Source organism: Nocardia sp. IFM 10818 (assembly GCF_054655275.1).
Genome location: NZ_BAAHJH010000004.1, coordinates 1 through 14,332 on the forward strand (window position 1 = coordinate 1; position 14,332 = coordinate 14,332).

At 67.7% G+C, this 14,332-nt stretch carries 17 protein-coding genes; 11 read left to right on the forward strand and 6 right to left on the reverse strand.

The features are described from left to right. The 7 genes from ACYQ5L_RS40570 to ACYQ5L_RS40600 form a co-directional block, all read left to right on the forward strand. Positions 1-1,746, forward strand: a 1,746-nt coding sequence (locus tag ACYQ5L_RS40570) for a hypothetical protein (protein WP_459964053.1), incomplete at its 5' end; no start/stop codon positions are given. Positions 1,747-2,192: 446 nt separating this feature from the next. Beyond that, positions 2,193-2,729, forward strand: a complete 537-nt coding sequence (locus ACYQ5L_RS40575) for a MobC family plasmid mobilization relaxosome protein (protein ID WP_459964054.1) — start codon at positions 2,193-2,195, stop codon at positions 2,727-2,729. After that, positions 2,726-4,795, forward strand: a complete 2,070-nt coding sequence (locus tag ACYQ5L_RS40580; RefSeq protein ID WP_459964055.1) for a relaxase/mobilization nuclease domain-containing protein — start codon at positions 2,726-2,728, stop codon at positions 4,793-4,795. Before ACYQ5L_RS40575 ends, ACYQ5L_RS40580 begins: the two co-directional genes overlap by 4 nt. Then, on the forward strand, positions 4,792-5,397 hold the full coding sequence (locus tag ACYQ5L_RS40585) for a hypothetical protein (RefSeq protein WP_459964056.1): 606 nt from the start codon (positions 4,792-4,794) through the stop codon (positions 5,395-5,397). Before ACYQ5L_RS40580 ends, ACYQ5L_RS40585 begins: the two co-directional genes overlap by 4 nt. 179 nt (positions 5,398-5,576) lie before the next feature. Continuing rightward, positions 5,577-5,807 carry a hypothetical protein gene (locus tag ACYQ5L_RS40590; RefSeq protein ID WP_459964057.1) on the forward strand — a complete coding sequence of 77 codons (231 nt, stop codon included), beginning with the start codon at positions 5,577-5,579 and terminating at the stop codon, positions 5,805-5,807. Positions 5,808-5,882: 75 nt separating this feature from the next. Next, a complete protein-coding gene (locus tag ACYQ5L_RS40595; protein WP_459964059.1) occupies positions 5,883-6,101 on the forward strand; it encodes a hypothetical protein in 219 nt (72 codons plus the stop codon). A 125-nt stretch (positions 6,102-6,226) separates the two neighbouring features. Beyond that, the gene (locus tag ACYQ5L_RS40600; RefSeq protein WP_459964060.1) at positions 6,227-7,207 is read left to right on the forward strand and encodes a hypothetical protein; all 981 of its coding nucleotides are present in this window, start codon (positions 6,227-6,229) and stop codon (positions 7,205-7,207) included. An 84-nt stretch (positions 7,208-7,291) separates the two neighbouring features. Here the strand turns inward: ACYQ5L_RS40600 and ACYQ5L_RS40605 are convergent, their stop codons facing one another. Then, positions 7,292-7,582: a hypothetical protein gene (locus ACYQ5L_RS40605; protein WP_459964061.1), complete on the reverse strand. Its 291-nt coding sequence runs from the start codon at positions 7,580-7,582 to the stop codon at positions 7,292-7,294. A 266-nt stretch (positions 7,583-7,848) separates the two neighbouring features. On the opposite strand from ACYQ5L_RS40605, the gene ACYQ5L_RS40610 reads away from it, so the two are divergent. From ACYQ5L_RS40610 to ACYQ5L_RS40625, 4 genes are all read left to right on the forward strand, one after another. Beyond that, a complete protein-coding gene (locus ACYQ5L_RS40610; RefSeq protein ID WP_459964063.1) occupies positions 7,849-8,079 on the forward strand; it encodes a hypothetical protein in 231 nt (76 codons plus the stop codon). 163 nt (positions 8,080-8,242) lie between these two features. Then, the gene (locus ACYQ5L_RS40615; protein ID WP_459964064.1) at positions 8,243-8,824 is read left to right on the forward strand and encodes a hypothetical protein; all 582 of its coding nucleotides are present in this window, start codon (positions 8,243-8,245) and stop codon (positions 8,822-8,824) included. Between the two features lie 599 nt (positions 8,825-9,423). Continuing rightward, the gene (locus ACYQ5L_RS40620) at positions 9,424-9,780 is read left to right on the forward strand and encodes a hypothetical protein (RefSeq protein WP_459964066.1); all 357 of its coding nucleotides are present in this window, start codon (positions 9,424-9,426) and stop codon (positions 9,778-9,780) included. Positions 9,781-9,928: 148 nt separating this feature from the next. Continuing rightward, positions 9,929-10,723: a sigma-70 family RNA polymerase sigma factor gene (locus ACYQ5L_RS40625; RefSeq protein WP_459964067.1), complete on the forward strand. Its 795-nt coding sequence runs from the start codon at positions 9,929-9,931 to the stop codon at positions 10,721-10,723. Positions 10,724-10,932: 209 nt separating this feature from the next. Here the strand turns inward: ACYQ5L_RS40625 and ACYQ5L_RS40630 are convergent, their stop codons facing one another. The 5 genes from ACYQ5L_RS40630 to ACYQ5L_RS40650 form a co-directional block, all read right to left on the reverse strand. Next, positions 10,933-11,274, reverse strand: a complete 342-nt coding sequence (locus ACYQ5L_RS40630; RefSeq protein ID WP_459964068.1) for a hypothetical protein — start codon at positions 11,272-11,274, stop codon at positions 10,933-10,935. Further along, positions 11,271-11,942 carry a recombinase family protein gene (locus ACYQ5L_RS40635; RefSeq protein WP_459964069.1) on the reverse strand — a complete coding sequence of 224 codons (672 nt, stop codon included), beginning with the start codon at positions 11,940-11,942 and terminating at the stop codon, positions 11,271-11,273. The genes ACYQ5L_RS40630 and ACYQ5L_RS40635 overlap by 4 nt, the downstream gene beginning before the upstream one ends. A 152-nt stretch (positions 11,943-12,094) precedes the next feature. Continuing rightward, the gene (locus tag ACYQ5L_RS40640; RefSeq protein ID WP_459964070.1) at positions 12,095-12,805 is read right to left on the reverse strand and encodes a pentapeptide repeat-containing protein; all 711 of its coding nucleotides are present in this window, start codon (positions 12,803-12,805) and stop codon (positions 12,095-12,097) included. After that, complete coding sequence (locus tag ACYQ5L_RS40645; RefSeq protein ID WP_459964071.1) at positions 12,802-13,491, reverse strand: hypothetical protein; 690 nt, start codon at positions 13,489-13,491, stop codon at positions 12,802-12,804. The genes ACYQ5L_RS40640 and ACYQ5L_RS40645 overlap by 4 nt, the downstream gene beginning before the upstream one ends. A gap of 14 nt (positions 13,492-13,505) precedes the next feature. Next, the gene (locus tag ACYQ5L_RS40650) at positions 13,506-13,796 is read right to left on the reverse strand and encodes a hypothetical protein (protein WP_459964072.1); all 291 of its coding nucleotides are present in this window, start codon (positions 13,794-13,796) and stop codon (positions 13,506-13,508) included. Positions 13,797-14,332: the final 536 nt, after the last annotated feature.

Here is a 14,332-nt window from a genome sequence, read left to right on the forward strand (position 1 = left end):
ATGTTCCGTCGTAAACCCAACCCCAACCCCGCGCATACCGCCAACGCTGATCCGCTGCTGACCGCGGATCTGCCCGAGCGGGTCGCGACCGGCCGGAACCGTCTCGCGTACCAGGATGACCCCGCCCTGCGCGATGCCCTGTCCGAACGTGAGCTGGTGGCCGAACGCGCGCTGGCCGAGCGCAAGCGCGAGCATGACCGCACCGAGCAACTCGCCGAGATCGCGGCCGCCGAGGGGACCGCGGCGGAGATCCGCCGCACCACTGCCGAGATCGTGCGCACCGAGGCCCGGGACCTGGCGCTGTCGCGCAAGGCGCTGGCCGATCAGCGGCGCGAGTCGAGCCCGCACGCACAGCTGGCCTACCTCTACCGCGTGAAGACGTGGTCCGGGCGCGGACTGGCCGGCGTCGTGGCCGGTTCGATGCTCTACTCGGCTACCAACGTCCAGCACAACCTCGCGCCCGGCGGACCCAGCGAGCCGCTGTTCTGGATGAGCTACCTGCTCGAAGCGCTCATCAGCACGGTTCTGGTGGTGTTCATGGTCAGCGGATCCGCGGTCGCGCGCTGGAAGATCCAGGAAGGGGAGAAGGCGATCCAGTGGACCGAGGCCGCTCTGCTGGCCGGATCGATCGCGCTCAACACCTACCCGTACTTCGGTCAGCCCATGGACTGGAAGAACATCGGCGTGCACTCGGTCGCCCCGGTCATGATGGGTGTCGCCCTGGTCGGGCACCAGGCCGTCGCCAAGCGCATGGGCGCCGCCATCGCGGCCGCTTCGCTGGAAGTGAGCGCCGCCGACGACACCGCCGAACGGCTCGCCGCGCTGCGCGAGCGCGCGCGCTTCACCGCCACCACCGGACCGGCGCCCGCCGCGCCCGCCCCGGCCGCGCGCGACGATGAGGCCGTGCTCGCCGATTTCGAGCGCGAGTTCACCGACTCGAGCGCGCGCGCGACCGACACCGAAGACTCCTACCGCGCGCTCGAATTCATCGCGCGCGCGACCGAGGACACGTCACCGATCGCGCGCGACGTCGGTGTCGAGCGCGCGGAAATCGAGCGCGCGGAATCCGGATCCGAGCGCGCGGAATCGGCCGCCTCGCGCGCGACCGAGGACGTGTCACCGATCGCGCGCGACACCGACTTCGAGCGCGCAGACATCGCGGCGGATCTGGACGTGCCAGCGCGCGATCCCGAGTCCGGCGCGCGTGTGTCGAGCGCCGCGCACAGCCCTATTGAGCTGGGAACCGGTCGCGAATCGAGCGCGGCGGTATCGAGCGTCGATGAGTCGGTCGCGCGCGCGACCGAGGAGGCCCCCGCGCCGGATCTGACTCCTGTCGTGGCTCTGGTGCGCACGCCGCATCCCGCGCGCGCGACGCGCGAAGCCGGGCCGCGTACCGCGCGCGCGACCCGTGGATCGAGCGCGCGCGAAACCGTGGTCGATGGTGCGCTCGCGCGCGCGACCGAGCACGCACCGCGCGCGAAATCGAGCGCGCGCGATTCGGCCGGAACCGGTCCGTTCGCGCGCGAACTGTCGCAAGCCGACGCGTCGCGGCTCGCGCGCGCGGTGCTCGACCGCGGCAAGTCCAAGCAGCCCGCCGAGGTGCTGACCGCGATCTACCGCGCGCACTCCCAGGGCCACAACGCCAATCACATCGCCGCGCACGTCGTCGCCGATCTCCCGCGCTCGACCGTGAGCCGGGCCATCGATGCCGCCCTCTCGGTATCGGGCCCGCGCGCGCTCGACTGACCCGCACGCAAACGCGCGACAACCCCCGGCGGGTCGTATCCGCCGGGGTTGTCGCGTTTCAGAATCTACAGGCCGCCGCTCCCGCCGGCGCCGGACCCCGGGCGCCAGAAATGCGCTCTCAAGGCACCCATGCTGTGTGGCCTACGCCCACAACCGGGCCACCACCCGGTACCACTGCGAACATGCCCGAAACGCGCCCACGCAACACCTCCGATTCCAGGCAACTCACCCCCGACACTCACCCGCACGAACCCATCGAAACGAAACCAATCGCCCTCCATGAGGTCCCGTTCCCCAACCCCCGAAACAGATCAACTCCCGATACAATCAATTTCAGCCCCAGGCGGAGCAAGGTAACGCTTACCCATGGTAATCGAGGATGCTTCTCCGGTGGAGAAGCCCACCCGAGGACGGGTGGTCGCTGCGCTGGGCCGGGGTGTCGACGAGTGGAGGTGGTGGCGGTGGGCGCGGAAGAGGCCGGTTCGTCGGGTGGTGCGCGCCGTTCACAGAACGTCGCGCGGGCCCGGCGGCGCAGGCGTCGCCCCAACATCGAGGGCCCGAAGCGCACCCTCGAAGTGGTGATGTCGGCCGAGGAGTTCGCGAAGGTGTCGGAGTTCGCGGCGGAGGCGAATTGCACGGTGCCCTGGTATCTGGTGTTGGCCGCGATCGATCCGGTGCCGGCGCGGCCGCCGACCGAGGCAGCCGCGGGGAAGTCGGCGGCCGGTCCGTGGTTGCCGTGGGCGCAGCGGCGCGAGATCGTGGCGTCGCTGAATTCGGCGGTCCGGGCGCTGGACACGATGCGGTTGCACGAGGTCGCGAAGATCGGGTCGAACCTCAATCAGATTGCGCATGCCGCGCATATCTCCGGGACCGCGGGCGAGGAGTTGTGGGAGGTGCTGGGCGAGTTGCGTGAGGTCGCCCAGGAGCTGCAGGAGCGCGCCGAGCATTTGGAGGAGTTGGCGCAGCGGGCGGCGCGGCGATGATCGCGAAGATCCGGCGCGGCCAGAAGATGGCCGGACTCGTCACCTACTTGCTCGGTCCCGGCGAGCACAACGAGCACCGCGACCGCCACATCATTGCGGGGTCACCGACCGTCATGCGGGATATGTGGCTGGGCCACTTCGACGGGCCCGGCGACAACGAGGCGTCGCGGGAGACCGCGCTGGAGGTGGCTGGCGAGGTCGAGATCCCGAGGCGGCTGTACCAGACCGAAGTGAAGATGAAGGCGCGCCCGGTCGCGGTCGGTGTCGGCGGTCGCGAGCTTGGTTTGGATGTCATCGAGCCCGCGCGCCGCGGGGAGAAGGGCACCTATCGCAATGCGCCCGTGTGGCATTGCGTCCTGAGCTTGATGCCGGGGGAGGAGCTGACCGACGAGAAATGGCAGAAGGTCGCCGAGGCGTTCATGGACCGCATGGGGTTCGAGGGCACCCCGGACGGAAAGACCGCGCCCGCACGATGGGTGGCGGTGCGGCACGGGCTGTCCGGTGAGCACGGCGAGGGCCAGGACCACATCCACATCGCTGCCAGCCTGGTGCGGGAGGACGGCCGCAAGGTGTCCACCTACGACTACGGGCCCGGCAAGGCCAAGGGTGATTGGAAGCGTGCCGACGAGGTGTGCGGGGAGCTGGAACACGAGTTCGGGCTGCAGATTCTGACCAGCCGTCGTGAGGGTGGCGGCATGTCGGAGAACTCGCGCGCCGAACTCGAACGGCAGAAGGCTCTGGGTACGCCGGAGACCGAGCGCGAGCGGTTGCGGCGGATGGTGCGCGCGGTCGCGACCGCGGCCGACAGCGAAACCGAGTTCGTGCGCGGATTGCGTGGCGCCGGGATCGCGGTGCGGCCACGGTACGAAACCGGCGGCACGGCCGCCGTGAACGGCTACTCGGTGCGGTTGCGGCGCAACGGGGTCGAGGTCGGGCCGTGGCTGGGCGGCGGGAAACTCGCCAAGGATCTGACGCTGACCGCGTTGCGCGAGCAGCAGTGGGTCGACAGCGTCGAAGGGCGTGAGGACGCGCTGGCGGCCTGGATGAACCCCACCGAGAAGAGCGAACGGGTGGGGTGGGCGCGCAGCGAGGACATCGAGGCGTGGAAGGAAGCCGGGCGGGCCGCTGGGCAGTGGCAGGAACGGCTCCGGCAGATACCGCACCATGACCGCGCCCAGTGGGCCTACATCGCCGGGCAGGCCGCCGGCGCTTTCGCGGCCTGGTCGGAAACCTTCGAAGGTGACAAGCCTGGGCCGTTCGCGGCCGCCGCGAACGAGCTGGCGCGGTCGGCGCAGCTGCAGCGCGCCTCGCAGCGGTATCGGCCACTGCCCGCAGCGAATCCACTGCCCGGGGCGTCCGGGATGGGGAATCGCAGTGCGTTCGGGGACATGGCGCGGTTGCTGCTGTCTCATCCTCAGAACGCGTTGCCGCGCAGTCACCAGCTGCGCGGACGGGACGATGATGCCGCGATCGAGGTGGCGGCGCTGCTTCTGCTGGTGATGTTTCTGCTGCTGGCCATGCTCATCGCCATCGCGGTGGAAGTCGCTCGGGCGCATCGGGCCCGCGGGGAACTCGGGCGCGCGGTGGCCGTGGAGCACATGGCCCGCCAGCACCTGAATCCGGTGCAGACGCAATGGGAATCCGAACTCGACGCGCGCCGCACGCAGTGGGATCGTGACGCGGCGCAGGTGTTCACCGCGCTGGCGGGCCGGGCCGCGCAGCGCGTCGTCGACCGTAAGAGCGCTGTCGAATCCGATGCCGCCCAGCGTGATCCGCGCACGCCGACCGAGCAGCAGAACCAGGAGGCGGCGGCCGCCCCGGCGACGCGGCGGGCCTACTACACCGAGCTGACGCCGGATGTCCGCGCGGGATTGCGCGCCGCTGCCATCGCCAGTCGCGCGTTCGGCGATGGCGACCTCGATCCGCGCAGCTGGCACGACGAGATGCTGGACGCGGAGCTGGCGCACCGCCGCGCCGAGATCCAGGTACTGATCGACGACATCGCCGAGCGGCAGGCAGGAACGGGACCCACACCCGCCAGGCGCGTGCCGCCAACGCCGCGTTGACCCGGAAGGCGACCACGATTCCCGGCGCGCAGGACGCCGCCCAGGCCGTCGCCGAGGCCGCGCGCACCGTCGCGGAGCTGACCACCAAGCTCGTCAAGCTGAGGCGAGAATTCGAGGAAACCTCACGGATCCGGGTGCGCACGCGCACGCAGCTGCAGACCGATATCGACGCCACCGAGCAGGAACTGCGCACGCTGAAACCGCAACTGCCGCAGCTGAAGACCGCCGCGCGCACCGCGGCCGCCGCCACCGGCGTGCCCGAGGAGCAGTGGGACGAGGTTGTGTTCGAGGCCAGCGAGCGCCAGCAGCGGCAGCGGATGGCCGCCGCGCAGTCGCAGGATCAGCGCGATATCGGCGAGGACGCCAGCTATCTGCGGACGTTGCAGCGCGAGCTGGGACAGGTCGAAACCGAGCACGCCCGGCGCGCGACACTCACCCCCGAACAACGCGAGCACGAGGCCCGCACCGAACGGGATCGGACTCGCACCCGGCGGCCGATGAACCCCGCTCTGGGCACCTGGGACGGCACCGATGTGTCCAACCCGGGCCCGAACTTCGGGCACGGAACCAGCCGAGGCCAGGACCAGGGGCTCGACCTGTAGCGCACCGCGGCTGGTGCGCGCGGCGCGTCCCGAAGTGCTGCCGCACCAGCTGCGCTGGTTTGCCACCGATCTCGTCTTGTCACGCCCGGAGTCGCACGGGGACAGTGGAAGACGGAAACCTGTCGGCACCGGGGGCTACGGTTCCCGGCGGATCAGGCTGGACAGAACGGGGAGGCACGATGGCTCGATACATCTGCACCTATTGCGGCCTGGGCTGGCACGAGACCCCGATATGCCCCGTGCGGACCTCTTCGCTCACCGCCGGCGACATCGGTCTGCACCGCCAGATGCAGCAGCTCCCGCTCGCGTACAAGGCGGCGCCGGAGGGCACCCCGGTATTCCGGGTGCGCTGGCTGGTCTACGCCGCGCTGATTTTCGCCGCCTACCTAGCGCTGCTGATCATCTTCTGACGCGGATCCGAGGGCCACTGGCCCATGCGGTACTCGGCTGGATCCGATCGAGGACCAGGGCCGTCGAATCAGAGCATGGATACGCAGGGAAACGTCATCGCCATGTGGCCGCGGCCGGACACGGTTGCCGCGCGCTGGAACGCCGCCCGCCTGCGGCTCACGCTGCAGCTCGTCTACGGCCGTGCCTGCGAGCGGCGCCGGGCCCGCATGCTCGGCACCCGCGGCGAACAGCCACCGGCGCCGGATGTGCTGGGCTGGTGGGCTTCTCGAATTCCGACCGAGTTCGAGGGTTGAGCCGCAACCGTGGGTTCTGGTGTGTCAGCGGGTGACCGACTGTGCCGAATCTCGATCGAGACCTGGTGCCCGGCGTACCCGGCCATAGGATCGGCGGGACACATGATCTTCATGGGGGTGAAGGAATGGCACGTCGCTACGTGGCCCTGTCGATACTTCCGCTCGTGCTCGCAGCAGGCCAGGGTCTAGCCGCCGCGGAGCCTGGACAGCCTGGGCTGGCGGTGCCCGGTGACGGTCAGCCGGGCCTGAGCACCATCCCCGCACCACCGGCGGCGCCCGAACCGAGTCTGGCCGACTACATCCCGGATCCGCCCGCGCCGCCGGTGCGCCCGCGCCCGAGCCACCAGACCGAACCCCGACCCGACATGCTCGTGCAGCAGCCCGAGGAGGAGCCGCTGCCCGAGACTGCGCCGGAGGTGATCCCGGTCGATCCGCACGTCGTGCGGGCGGGCACGACCACCCTCGCCTTGCCGGACTGGGTCGATACCCGCACCCGCGCCAAGGTGCAGAGCTACCTGGACTATCTGGAATGGCAGATCGCCGCCGGATACGACGGCCTGGGCTTCTCCCGGCAGGAATCGGACCGGCGCGCCGCCTCGGCCATCACCGGCGGCCTGGTGAGCGCGATCGCGGGCGCCGAGCTCCTCGCGCTGCCCGCCGCGGCCATCGGCTGCGGTATCGGAGCCGCCGCCGGTGGGGTGATCGGTGGCGTGCTCGGCACGGCCGCCGCGGGCGTCGGCATGCCCTTCGGGGCCGCGGCCGGGGCCGGGCTGGGCTGCCTGGGCGGCATAGCCGTCACCGCCGTACCGGGTATCGCGGTGGGTGCGACTGCCGGTGCGATCCTGGGCGGCGCGGCGGCGGGCGCGCTCGGTGGCGGCGTCGACGTGCCCAAACCCGCCGATCCGCAACCGCTGGTCGAGCTTCCCGTGCTGGCGCCGACGACCGGGCAGCAGATCTCGGCCACCGCGGACTCTTTCGCTGCGACGAGTCCGCAGGCCGCAGAGGCCGTCAACTCTTTGCGCGGTGCGCTCGCGGTGATGCCGCAACTGGATCCGGTCGTCTTCGGCCCGGTCGCCGATATCGCGAACGCCGTGCGGAGCCTGTAGCCCCGAATACCGTTGGGCTACCCCGCTTGATGGCCTGATGCCGCCGGATCTGCTGATCTCGGCGGCATCGTCTCGTCCGAGCGTCTACAACCGCCGCGGCCGTGACAGCGCCCGCGCCGAGGTCCACTGCCGAGTCTCGACCCGGCCCCGGCTGTTGCCGGTCGGGATGGCGAACCCGACCAGCCCGAGCCAGGACCCGTCGGTGCATTGCGCCCACGCGTAGAGCAGGCCGGGGACGGTCCTGGTCAGATCGAGCGCGGCGACCTTGACGCGCAGCGCCACCGCGTCCCGGCGGAACGCGCCCGAGGGAGCGAAGGCGATGTTCAAGTCGACGAGTACCGGCAGCGGCGGGTCGACGACACGCTGCAGTGACACGGCGAAGCCACCGTTCCAGTACTCGAACACGTATTCGATAATTTCACATACCGAGCGGTCTGCCGGGATAGGCTCCATCCGTGGTGAATGTGGGTGATCGAGTGCTGTTGGTGACCGGCGGAGTGTCGGTGTTCGGGGTCCTCGCCATCGATGGCGAGACCGCGACGGTGGAATCGATCGAGGACGCACCAGGCCGCTACCCTTCCCCACCCGGGCAGCGGACCTGGTTGTGGTGCAACAGGACTGACCGCACAGGCAGGAGGATCGTGGCAGACAGGATCGCGCAGCTGCGGGCCGAACAGGCGACGCTCTACGAGCAGATGGACGCGGTGCTCGCCGAGGATCCGGAGGCGGACACCACCGCGCTGGAAGACCGCGTCCTGGCCCTCGATGAGCAGATCGGCGCGATCCTCGATGTCCGCGGCGCCGACGAGCGGGAGAAGCTACACGAGCGGCCGAAACCGCCGCCACCACCCGCCTCGGATCGGCTGTTCTGATCGTCGATAGTCGCTCAGCCGAGTCCGAGATAGCGGTCTCTGGAATCTCATAGCGATCTCTGGCCCTGTCTCGCTCGGCGGCCCGGACCTTCCCTGAACTGCCGATGGGCGTCGGTGTCGGCTGTAACCATTGGGGGACAAGCCTTTTCGACCTAGGGGAAGCATGTCCCGACGCAGACGCAAACCGAAGCCGTCACCGAAGCCCTCCCCGGAGCAGATCGCCCGGTTCATCGATCCTGATGACGAGAACGTCGTGGTCCTGCGCGAGGGTGACACGGTCGCCTTCAACTTCGGCGACATCCTGGACAAGGTCCGCACGATGATGGAGCGGATCGAGATGACACCGGGCGCGCCGGTCAATCTGGAGGCGGTGATCGCGCCGGAAGTCGTGGTCGAACTCATCTACGCCGGATTCGGGCCCGGCCTGGTCGAGCACATGGTCACTGTTGCCGCCGAGGTCGTCGCCGACCGGTACCCCGACTTCGGGCCGAAGGTCTTCGACTGGGACCTGCGCGAGTTGGATCCGTTCGAACACGTCCAGGTCGACACCCCGGACCAGCAGCGGTACGCGCAGTTGCCCCTGGCCAAGCAGATCCTCACCGACGCACTCAACGCGCACCCGCTCCGCGTCGCCGACCACACCCTCGGGCTGGACCCGTTCGCGATCGTCAGCCTGCTGCACTCCACGCTGCTGATGTACGTCCTGGTGGTCGGCGGGCTCGCCGGGCGAGAACAGGGCAAATAGACCGCGCGCAACCACTCCCGGCACGTATGGCGTCACCAAACCGACCAATAGCTGTGCTTTGTCCGTATTGCGACGTGCCACAATGCCATTTCTATTGTGAGCCTGGTCACAGCAAATCGCTCAATCGATCTTGCGGGTTCGCTCGGAAATTTGGTTCTGAATCCGCCCATTTTCACTGAAATGGACGTTCTACCAGCGATCTAGGTGCCGCTACAAGTCGGCCGGAAACTGGGGTGCAATGACCGGGATCATTTGGCGGGCAATGGCTTTGCCCGCCGCCCGGATCTTTGACAGGAGTAGGACGGCGGGCGGAGCGATAGACGGGGACATGTCCGCGTCTGGCTAGTACTACGTACCCCGCGGCGGCGGAGAAGCAAAAGAATGAGATTAGTCACGTTGATATTGACGAAATGATTGATGTGTGAATACGGATGATTCCGCCTGTTTCGACCCAGTGAAACCGCTACGTCGGCTTGTCACCCGGGGCGTGTAGGAGAAGAGTTATCCGCCGATAGCAGGTGGTTTCCGAGGATCTTTGACAGGAGCTCGGGGGCGGGGGCCGCCATTTGGAGCGATAGACGAATAGGATGAAAGCATCAGTGAGTACGCCCGTCGGTGGCGTGATCGACGGAAGCGGAGGAGGCAGCAACCGCGTTGCCGCCTTCGCGTTCCGTACGCTCACCCACGTCAATCTTCCCGCCGCAGTCGTCGTGACGCACTACATGCTGGACTTCCTGCACGTCCAGTTGCAGGTTCCGGGTGAGGCTTGGGTGATCCCGTCGTTTGTGGCATGGGCCGGGATCGCCCTGGGCATCCGAGCGACCCGCAGCGGCGCAGCAGCACTTCGCCTCGCGAAGGCGAAGCTCCGTGTTCTCCGGCACCAGCTGCGTGTCCTGGGCCAGAACATTGCCCGGGGTGGCGCAACGTCACCAGCGAGCCGGGTGAGGAGTCGGTGACCTACACCCGGATCGAGGAGTCGGTGACCTACACCGCCTCCCTGGGCAGCAACGGCGGGGATGGGATCGTCGATGACCGACCCGAGCCCGGCCGCTAACTTCGAACCGGTCGGCCAGCCGCACGACGCGAGCGATTCGTCCTCGCGCCGTGCGGCTGATCGCCGAGACCAGCTTGAGCGTTTCTTCCGTCAGCATCACGACTTCGCGTACCGCCAAGCGTTCTTCGCCACGAGAGGCGACACCCCTGTCCGAAGACTTGGTGCAGATCGTCATGCTCATCATCTACAAGAGCCACGGGCGCGACAGCATGGGCGAACTCCTCCATGACCCTGATCGTGCGCGGGCGTATCTGGCCACGCTGATCAGGCGACAGGTCATCGACATGTGGCGCCGAGACCGTAACCGGATGGTGCCGACCAGCCCCGAACAGCTGACCCTGTACCAGGATCTGTACGGCGAAGCGGCTGTATCCGCTGCCGACATTGCCAACACCCGAGATCTGCGCGATCGAGTGCGCCAGCTGCCATACAGGCAACGCGAAGTACTCCTGCGTGTGGTCGCCGGACTCACTCTCCCCGAGATCGCCGAGGATCTGAACCTCAGCCTCCCTGCGGTACGCAGCATCCTCAAGCGGTCGCGGGAGAACGTGAGGAGCCTGATCGACACCCTCGATGCCGAAACCGAGCAGGACATGGAAACCGAACTCATCGCCGAAGACGTTCTCGGCCAGCAGAACAGCGCAGAATTTTGGAAGGTTCTCGACCGCGACCTCACTCACACCGAGTTCCGTGTCGCCTATCTCAGCTGGTACTCGAATCAGTCACCACTGGAGATCGCCAAGACGCTCGGCATGACCGTGCGTGCAGTCCGCCGATACCAAATGAATGCCCGCCGCAAGATCACGGGCATGGTCGACCGGCATGAACTCGCCCTGGCAGACTGAGTCCGGCAATTCCGCTCCCGGCCAACGTATCCGGTGAAGCAGCGGCCCGTACACCTGGCAAAGGTGCGGGCCGCTGTCGCATACAGGCCAGGCCATCCAGCCGGAAATCGCCCGTCACGCACGATACTTCAGGTCGATTTGGTCCATCAGGGCGAAGATCTGCTCGCTGCCCAGCCGCGGCGGGAAGCGCCGGATCGGTAGAGCTTCGCTCAGTAGTCGAAGTCCGGATCGGCGAACAGCTTGACCGCGAAGAGGACACCGGCGCGGAAGTCGGCGGTGACGCCGTCGCCGTCCTCGTCGTCGAACCGCTGCAGGGCAGCCCGCAGCGTCGGAATCTTCTGGAGGGCTGGATTGTCGGCGAGCTCCAGCAGCAGGCAGTCATCCGGGTGCCGCCCGGCGTAGACGCTGCGGTCCAGGCCCTGGCGGCCGAGGAAGCGCTGCTCGATTTCCTGGGCGATATCGGCGCGGACTTCGTCGGCCGCGCGGCGGCGGACTTCGTGGGCGATATCGGCCAGTTCGTCGGCGAGCTGGGTCGCGCTCTTTCCGGTCATCGGGTCTTCTCCTGTGCGGTCCGGCGGGATGGCAGCAGGGCGTCATACTTGCTGACATCGGGCATCGGGCGGTCATCCTCGGGCAGCTGCGCGAGGGCCTGGTCGAGGTTCTCGGCGGCTTTCACCTCGGCGTGGACGGTAGCGAGGCTGACCCCGACACCGCGGGCGATCGTGCGTAGTGACTGGCCTTCGTTGCGGCGGGCGCGGATGGCGCGGCGCTTGTCGTCGTCGACCACACGCGGGCGGCCGCCGAGGTTGCCTCGGCGGGCGGCTGCTTCGAGTCCGTCGCGGGTCTTGCGGGAGATATCGCGGCGGCGGTCCTCGGCCAGGGCGAGCGCCAGGTCCAGGAGGAAGCTGCGTTCGGTGTGTTCGCCCGCGGCGATGCCTTCGAGGATCTTGACCGCGATGCCTTGCTGGAAAAGGTCGTTCAAGACGATGAGGCCTTCGAGGAGGTTGCGGCCGAGGCGGTCGGCTTCCTGGACGGTGAGCATGTCGCCGGGGCGCATGTAGTCCAGGGCGGCGAGCAGGCCGGGCCGGTCGGCGACGCGCAGCTTGCCCGACAGCTTCTCCTCGAACACCTTCACGCAGATGGGATCGAGCGCGTCGTGTTGGCGCGCGGTCTCCTGCGCCTTGGTGCTGACCCGGACCAGACCGACGAGCGCCATCATGCCTCCCGAACGTACAGAAAACGTGTTCGATAACTAGGTTCGACCCTACCCGTTGATGAACGGGTTTTCGAACAGATCGGCCTGCGGAAACGCGCACGGACCGCCGCTGGTGTTCGTGTTCGGCCAGGGATCGTTTTCCGAACACCGTGGCGCTATAGCTGCCCGAACAGACTCGGCCAGTCCTGTGGCCCTACGATCGACGGTTTTCCCAACCCATCCGGACCCCAATCGAACAGAGGCGGCGTCTCCCATTTCTGCGGGGCTTCGAATGTCACACGGCCCGTGCGGAAATCGACGGAGCGGAAGTCCACGGTGCCTCCGGTGAACCCCGCCCCGGTGAAGTACACGATGCCTCCAGTGAACTTCGCCTTGTTGAAGTACACGATGCCTCCGGAGAACTTCGCCCCGATGAAGTCCACGATGCCTCCGGAGAACTCCGCCCCGCGGAAGTCCACGGTGCCTTCGGTGAACTTCGCCCTGCGGAAGTGCACGATGCCTCCGGAGAACTCCGCCCCGCGGAAGTCCACGGTGCCTCCGGAGAGCTTCACCTCGCGGAAGTCCACGGTGCCTCCGGAGAACTCCGCCTCGCGGAAGAGCACTGTGCCGGAGAACTTCGCCTTGCCAAAGTCCGCATTGCCTTTGAATTGAACATGGCTGAAGTCGGCATCTTCCAGGTGGGCGGTGCGGAAGTCGAGGGTGTTCGCGCGCCAGTCGTGGGTGGCCCCGGCGCGCAGATGATCGGCGATGACGCGGACGATGGTTTGGCGCACCTCTCGATCGTTCTGCAGGTAGTCGGTGTGTTCTTCCTGCTCGGCTTCGGCGTCGCGGCTGACGGTGTCACGTTGGATGACGGTCTTGGTCACCAGCTTGGTGCGGCCGGATCCGCCCTGGGCCGGGTCGTAGGGCAGGCGCAGGTACCCGCACAGGACGTCGATGCACTGTTGGCGGTGGGTCTCGGACTCATCGGCGACGCCACCATCGCGTACACCCCCGCGATACGAATCGCTGCGGACTTGTCGGCCAGCTGCGTCGCGGCGGCCCCGAACCGTTGCCACAACGCTGCTTCCCGTGCCCGCTCGGTGTCCTCGTTGTGGTGCTCTTCGGCCTGGTCACGGGTGCGTTGGCCGTTGACGTAGGCGATGACGCCCGCCGCGAGTACTCCGGTGCCCGCGAGCACGGTCGCCAGCGGCTGAGAGAAGCTCGTTTTCACCCCGGACAACACCGCGGCCCCGAACCCGGCCCCACCACCGACAACCAGCAGTGTCAAAGGCACCCACCAGCCACCGACACGGGTGCGCTCGTGGGTGGCGTAAACCAAAGTGCCCGCGGCCAGTACCCCGGTGCCCGCGAGCAGGGTCGCCAGCGGCTGAGAGAAGCTCGTTTTCACCCCCGACAGCACGGCCACCCCGAACCCCGCCGACAGTAACACCAACCACCACCAGCGACCGACACGTGCCCTCTGCTTGCTCGTGACGCGTACCCACCCCAGCATGACCAGATTGTGCGCGACCAGAACGGCCGAACCGACCCAATCCGCTACCACGAGCATCGTTTTCCGAACGCCTAGTCAGGCAGTTTGGGGGAGAAGGATTGGAGCCACTCCAATGCCCAGTCTCGATACGCCTCGGGCTCAGCGCCGTTGGCCTTGGCCAAGGCCAACAGAAGAAGCTCGTTGAGGTACAGCTGGCCTCGGATCACGTGAATGCGATCGAATGCATCGAGGCCAGCGAGCCTCTGTCCGATGTAGGCGCCTGCCTCCTCGCGCTCCTCGTTGCTTCCTGACGCCACCCACGGCGTCAGGAATTCGATCGCGAGGCGAGTGGCGTCCGTGGCGTTGGGGATGGGCTCGGTCATAGCGCGACGCTAACGCCGCGCTGGTCGCCACCTGAGTAGCCACACAGGCCCGAGATGACATCGGCACCGACGCACGCCGGGAATGGCTGCCCAAGCTTTGGGACTGGCTCGACCAGTAACACTTGGCGGCCGCCCACTCCTGAGGACCGGTCGACATACCGATAGCGCCGAAAGACGGCCCCCACCCCGGAGAAACTCCGGGTGGGGGCCGTACACGTGTGGGCTGTACGGGATGCAGAGTATGGCAGGGTCGTGAAGATCCGCAGGATGAAGGCGGTTCCGGACGTCATCGCCGCCGGAGCTCTTCATTCCCCGTTTCGTTACGAAATGCCAGTTGGGTAGAGAATTTCGGGCACTGCCCGGCTCGCCTGTGACCTGCACGAACTGACGCGTTGACTGCAATCCTGTTGCGGCGCTAAGCTCTTCGCTCATCGGGTACACCTGTACCCACGCTCCGAGCCATCCTGGCCGGAGCTTTTTCGTTTCCACGATCGTTCCTAGACAAAGGGCCCCAAGCGATTTCGCCGGGGGCCCTT

What these genes read in the sequence shown, in the direction of transcription:
- ACYQ5L_RS40580 (WP_459964055.1), top strand. Translation starts at nt 2,726, where the DNA reads ATGATCGCGAAGATCCGGCGCGGCCAGAAGATGGCCGGACTCGTCACC.
- ACYQ5L_RS40590 (WP_459964057.1), top strand. Translation starts at nt 5,577, where the DNA reads ATGGCTCGATACATCTGCACCTATTGCGGCCTGGGCTGGCACGAGACC.
- ACYQ5L_RS40595 (WP_459964059.1), top strand. Translation starts at nt 5,883, where the DNA reads ATGGATACGCAGGGAAACGTCATCGCCATGTGGCCGCGGCCGGACACG.
- ACYQ5L_RS40600 (WP_459964060.1), top strand. Translation starts at nt 6,227, where the DNA reads ATGGCACGTCGCTACGTGGCCCTGTCGATACTTCCGCTCGTGCTCGCA.
- ACYQ5L_RS40615 (WP_459964064.1), top strand. Translation starts at nt 8,243, where the DNA reads ATGTCCCGACGCAGACGCAAACCGAAGCCGTCACCGAAGCCCTCCCCG.
- ACYQ5L_RS40630 (WP_459964068.1), bottom strand. Translation starts at nt 11,274, where the DNA reads ATGACCGGAAAGAGCGCGACCCAGCTCGCCGACGAACTGGCCGATATC.
- ACYQ5L_RS40635 (WP_459964069.1), bottom strand. Translation starts at nt 11,942, where the DNA reads ATGATGGCGCTCGTCGGTCTGGTCCGGGTCAGCACCAAGGCGCAGGAG.
- ACYQ5L_RS40645 (WP_459964071.1), bottom strand. Translation starts at nt 13,491, where the DNA reads ATGCTCGTGGTAGCGGATTGGGTCGGTTCGGCCGTTCTGGTCGCGCAC.
- ACYQ5L_RS40650 (WP_459964072.1), bottom strand. Translation starts at nt 13,796, where the DNA reads ATGACCGAGCCCATCCCCAACGCCACGGACGCCACTCGCCTCGCGATC.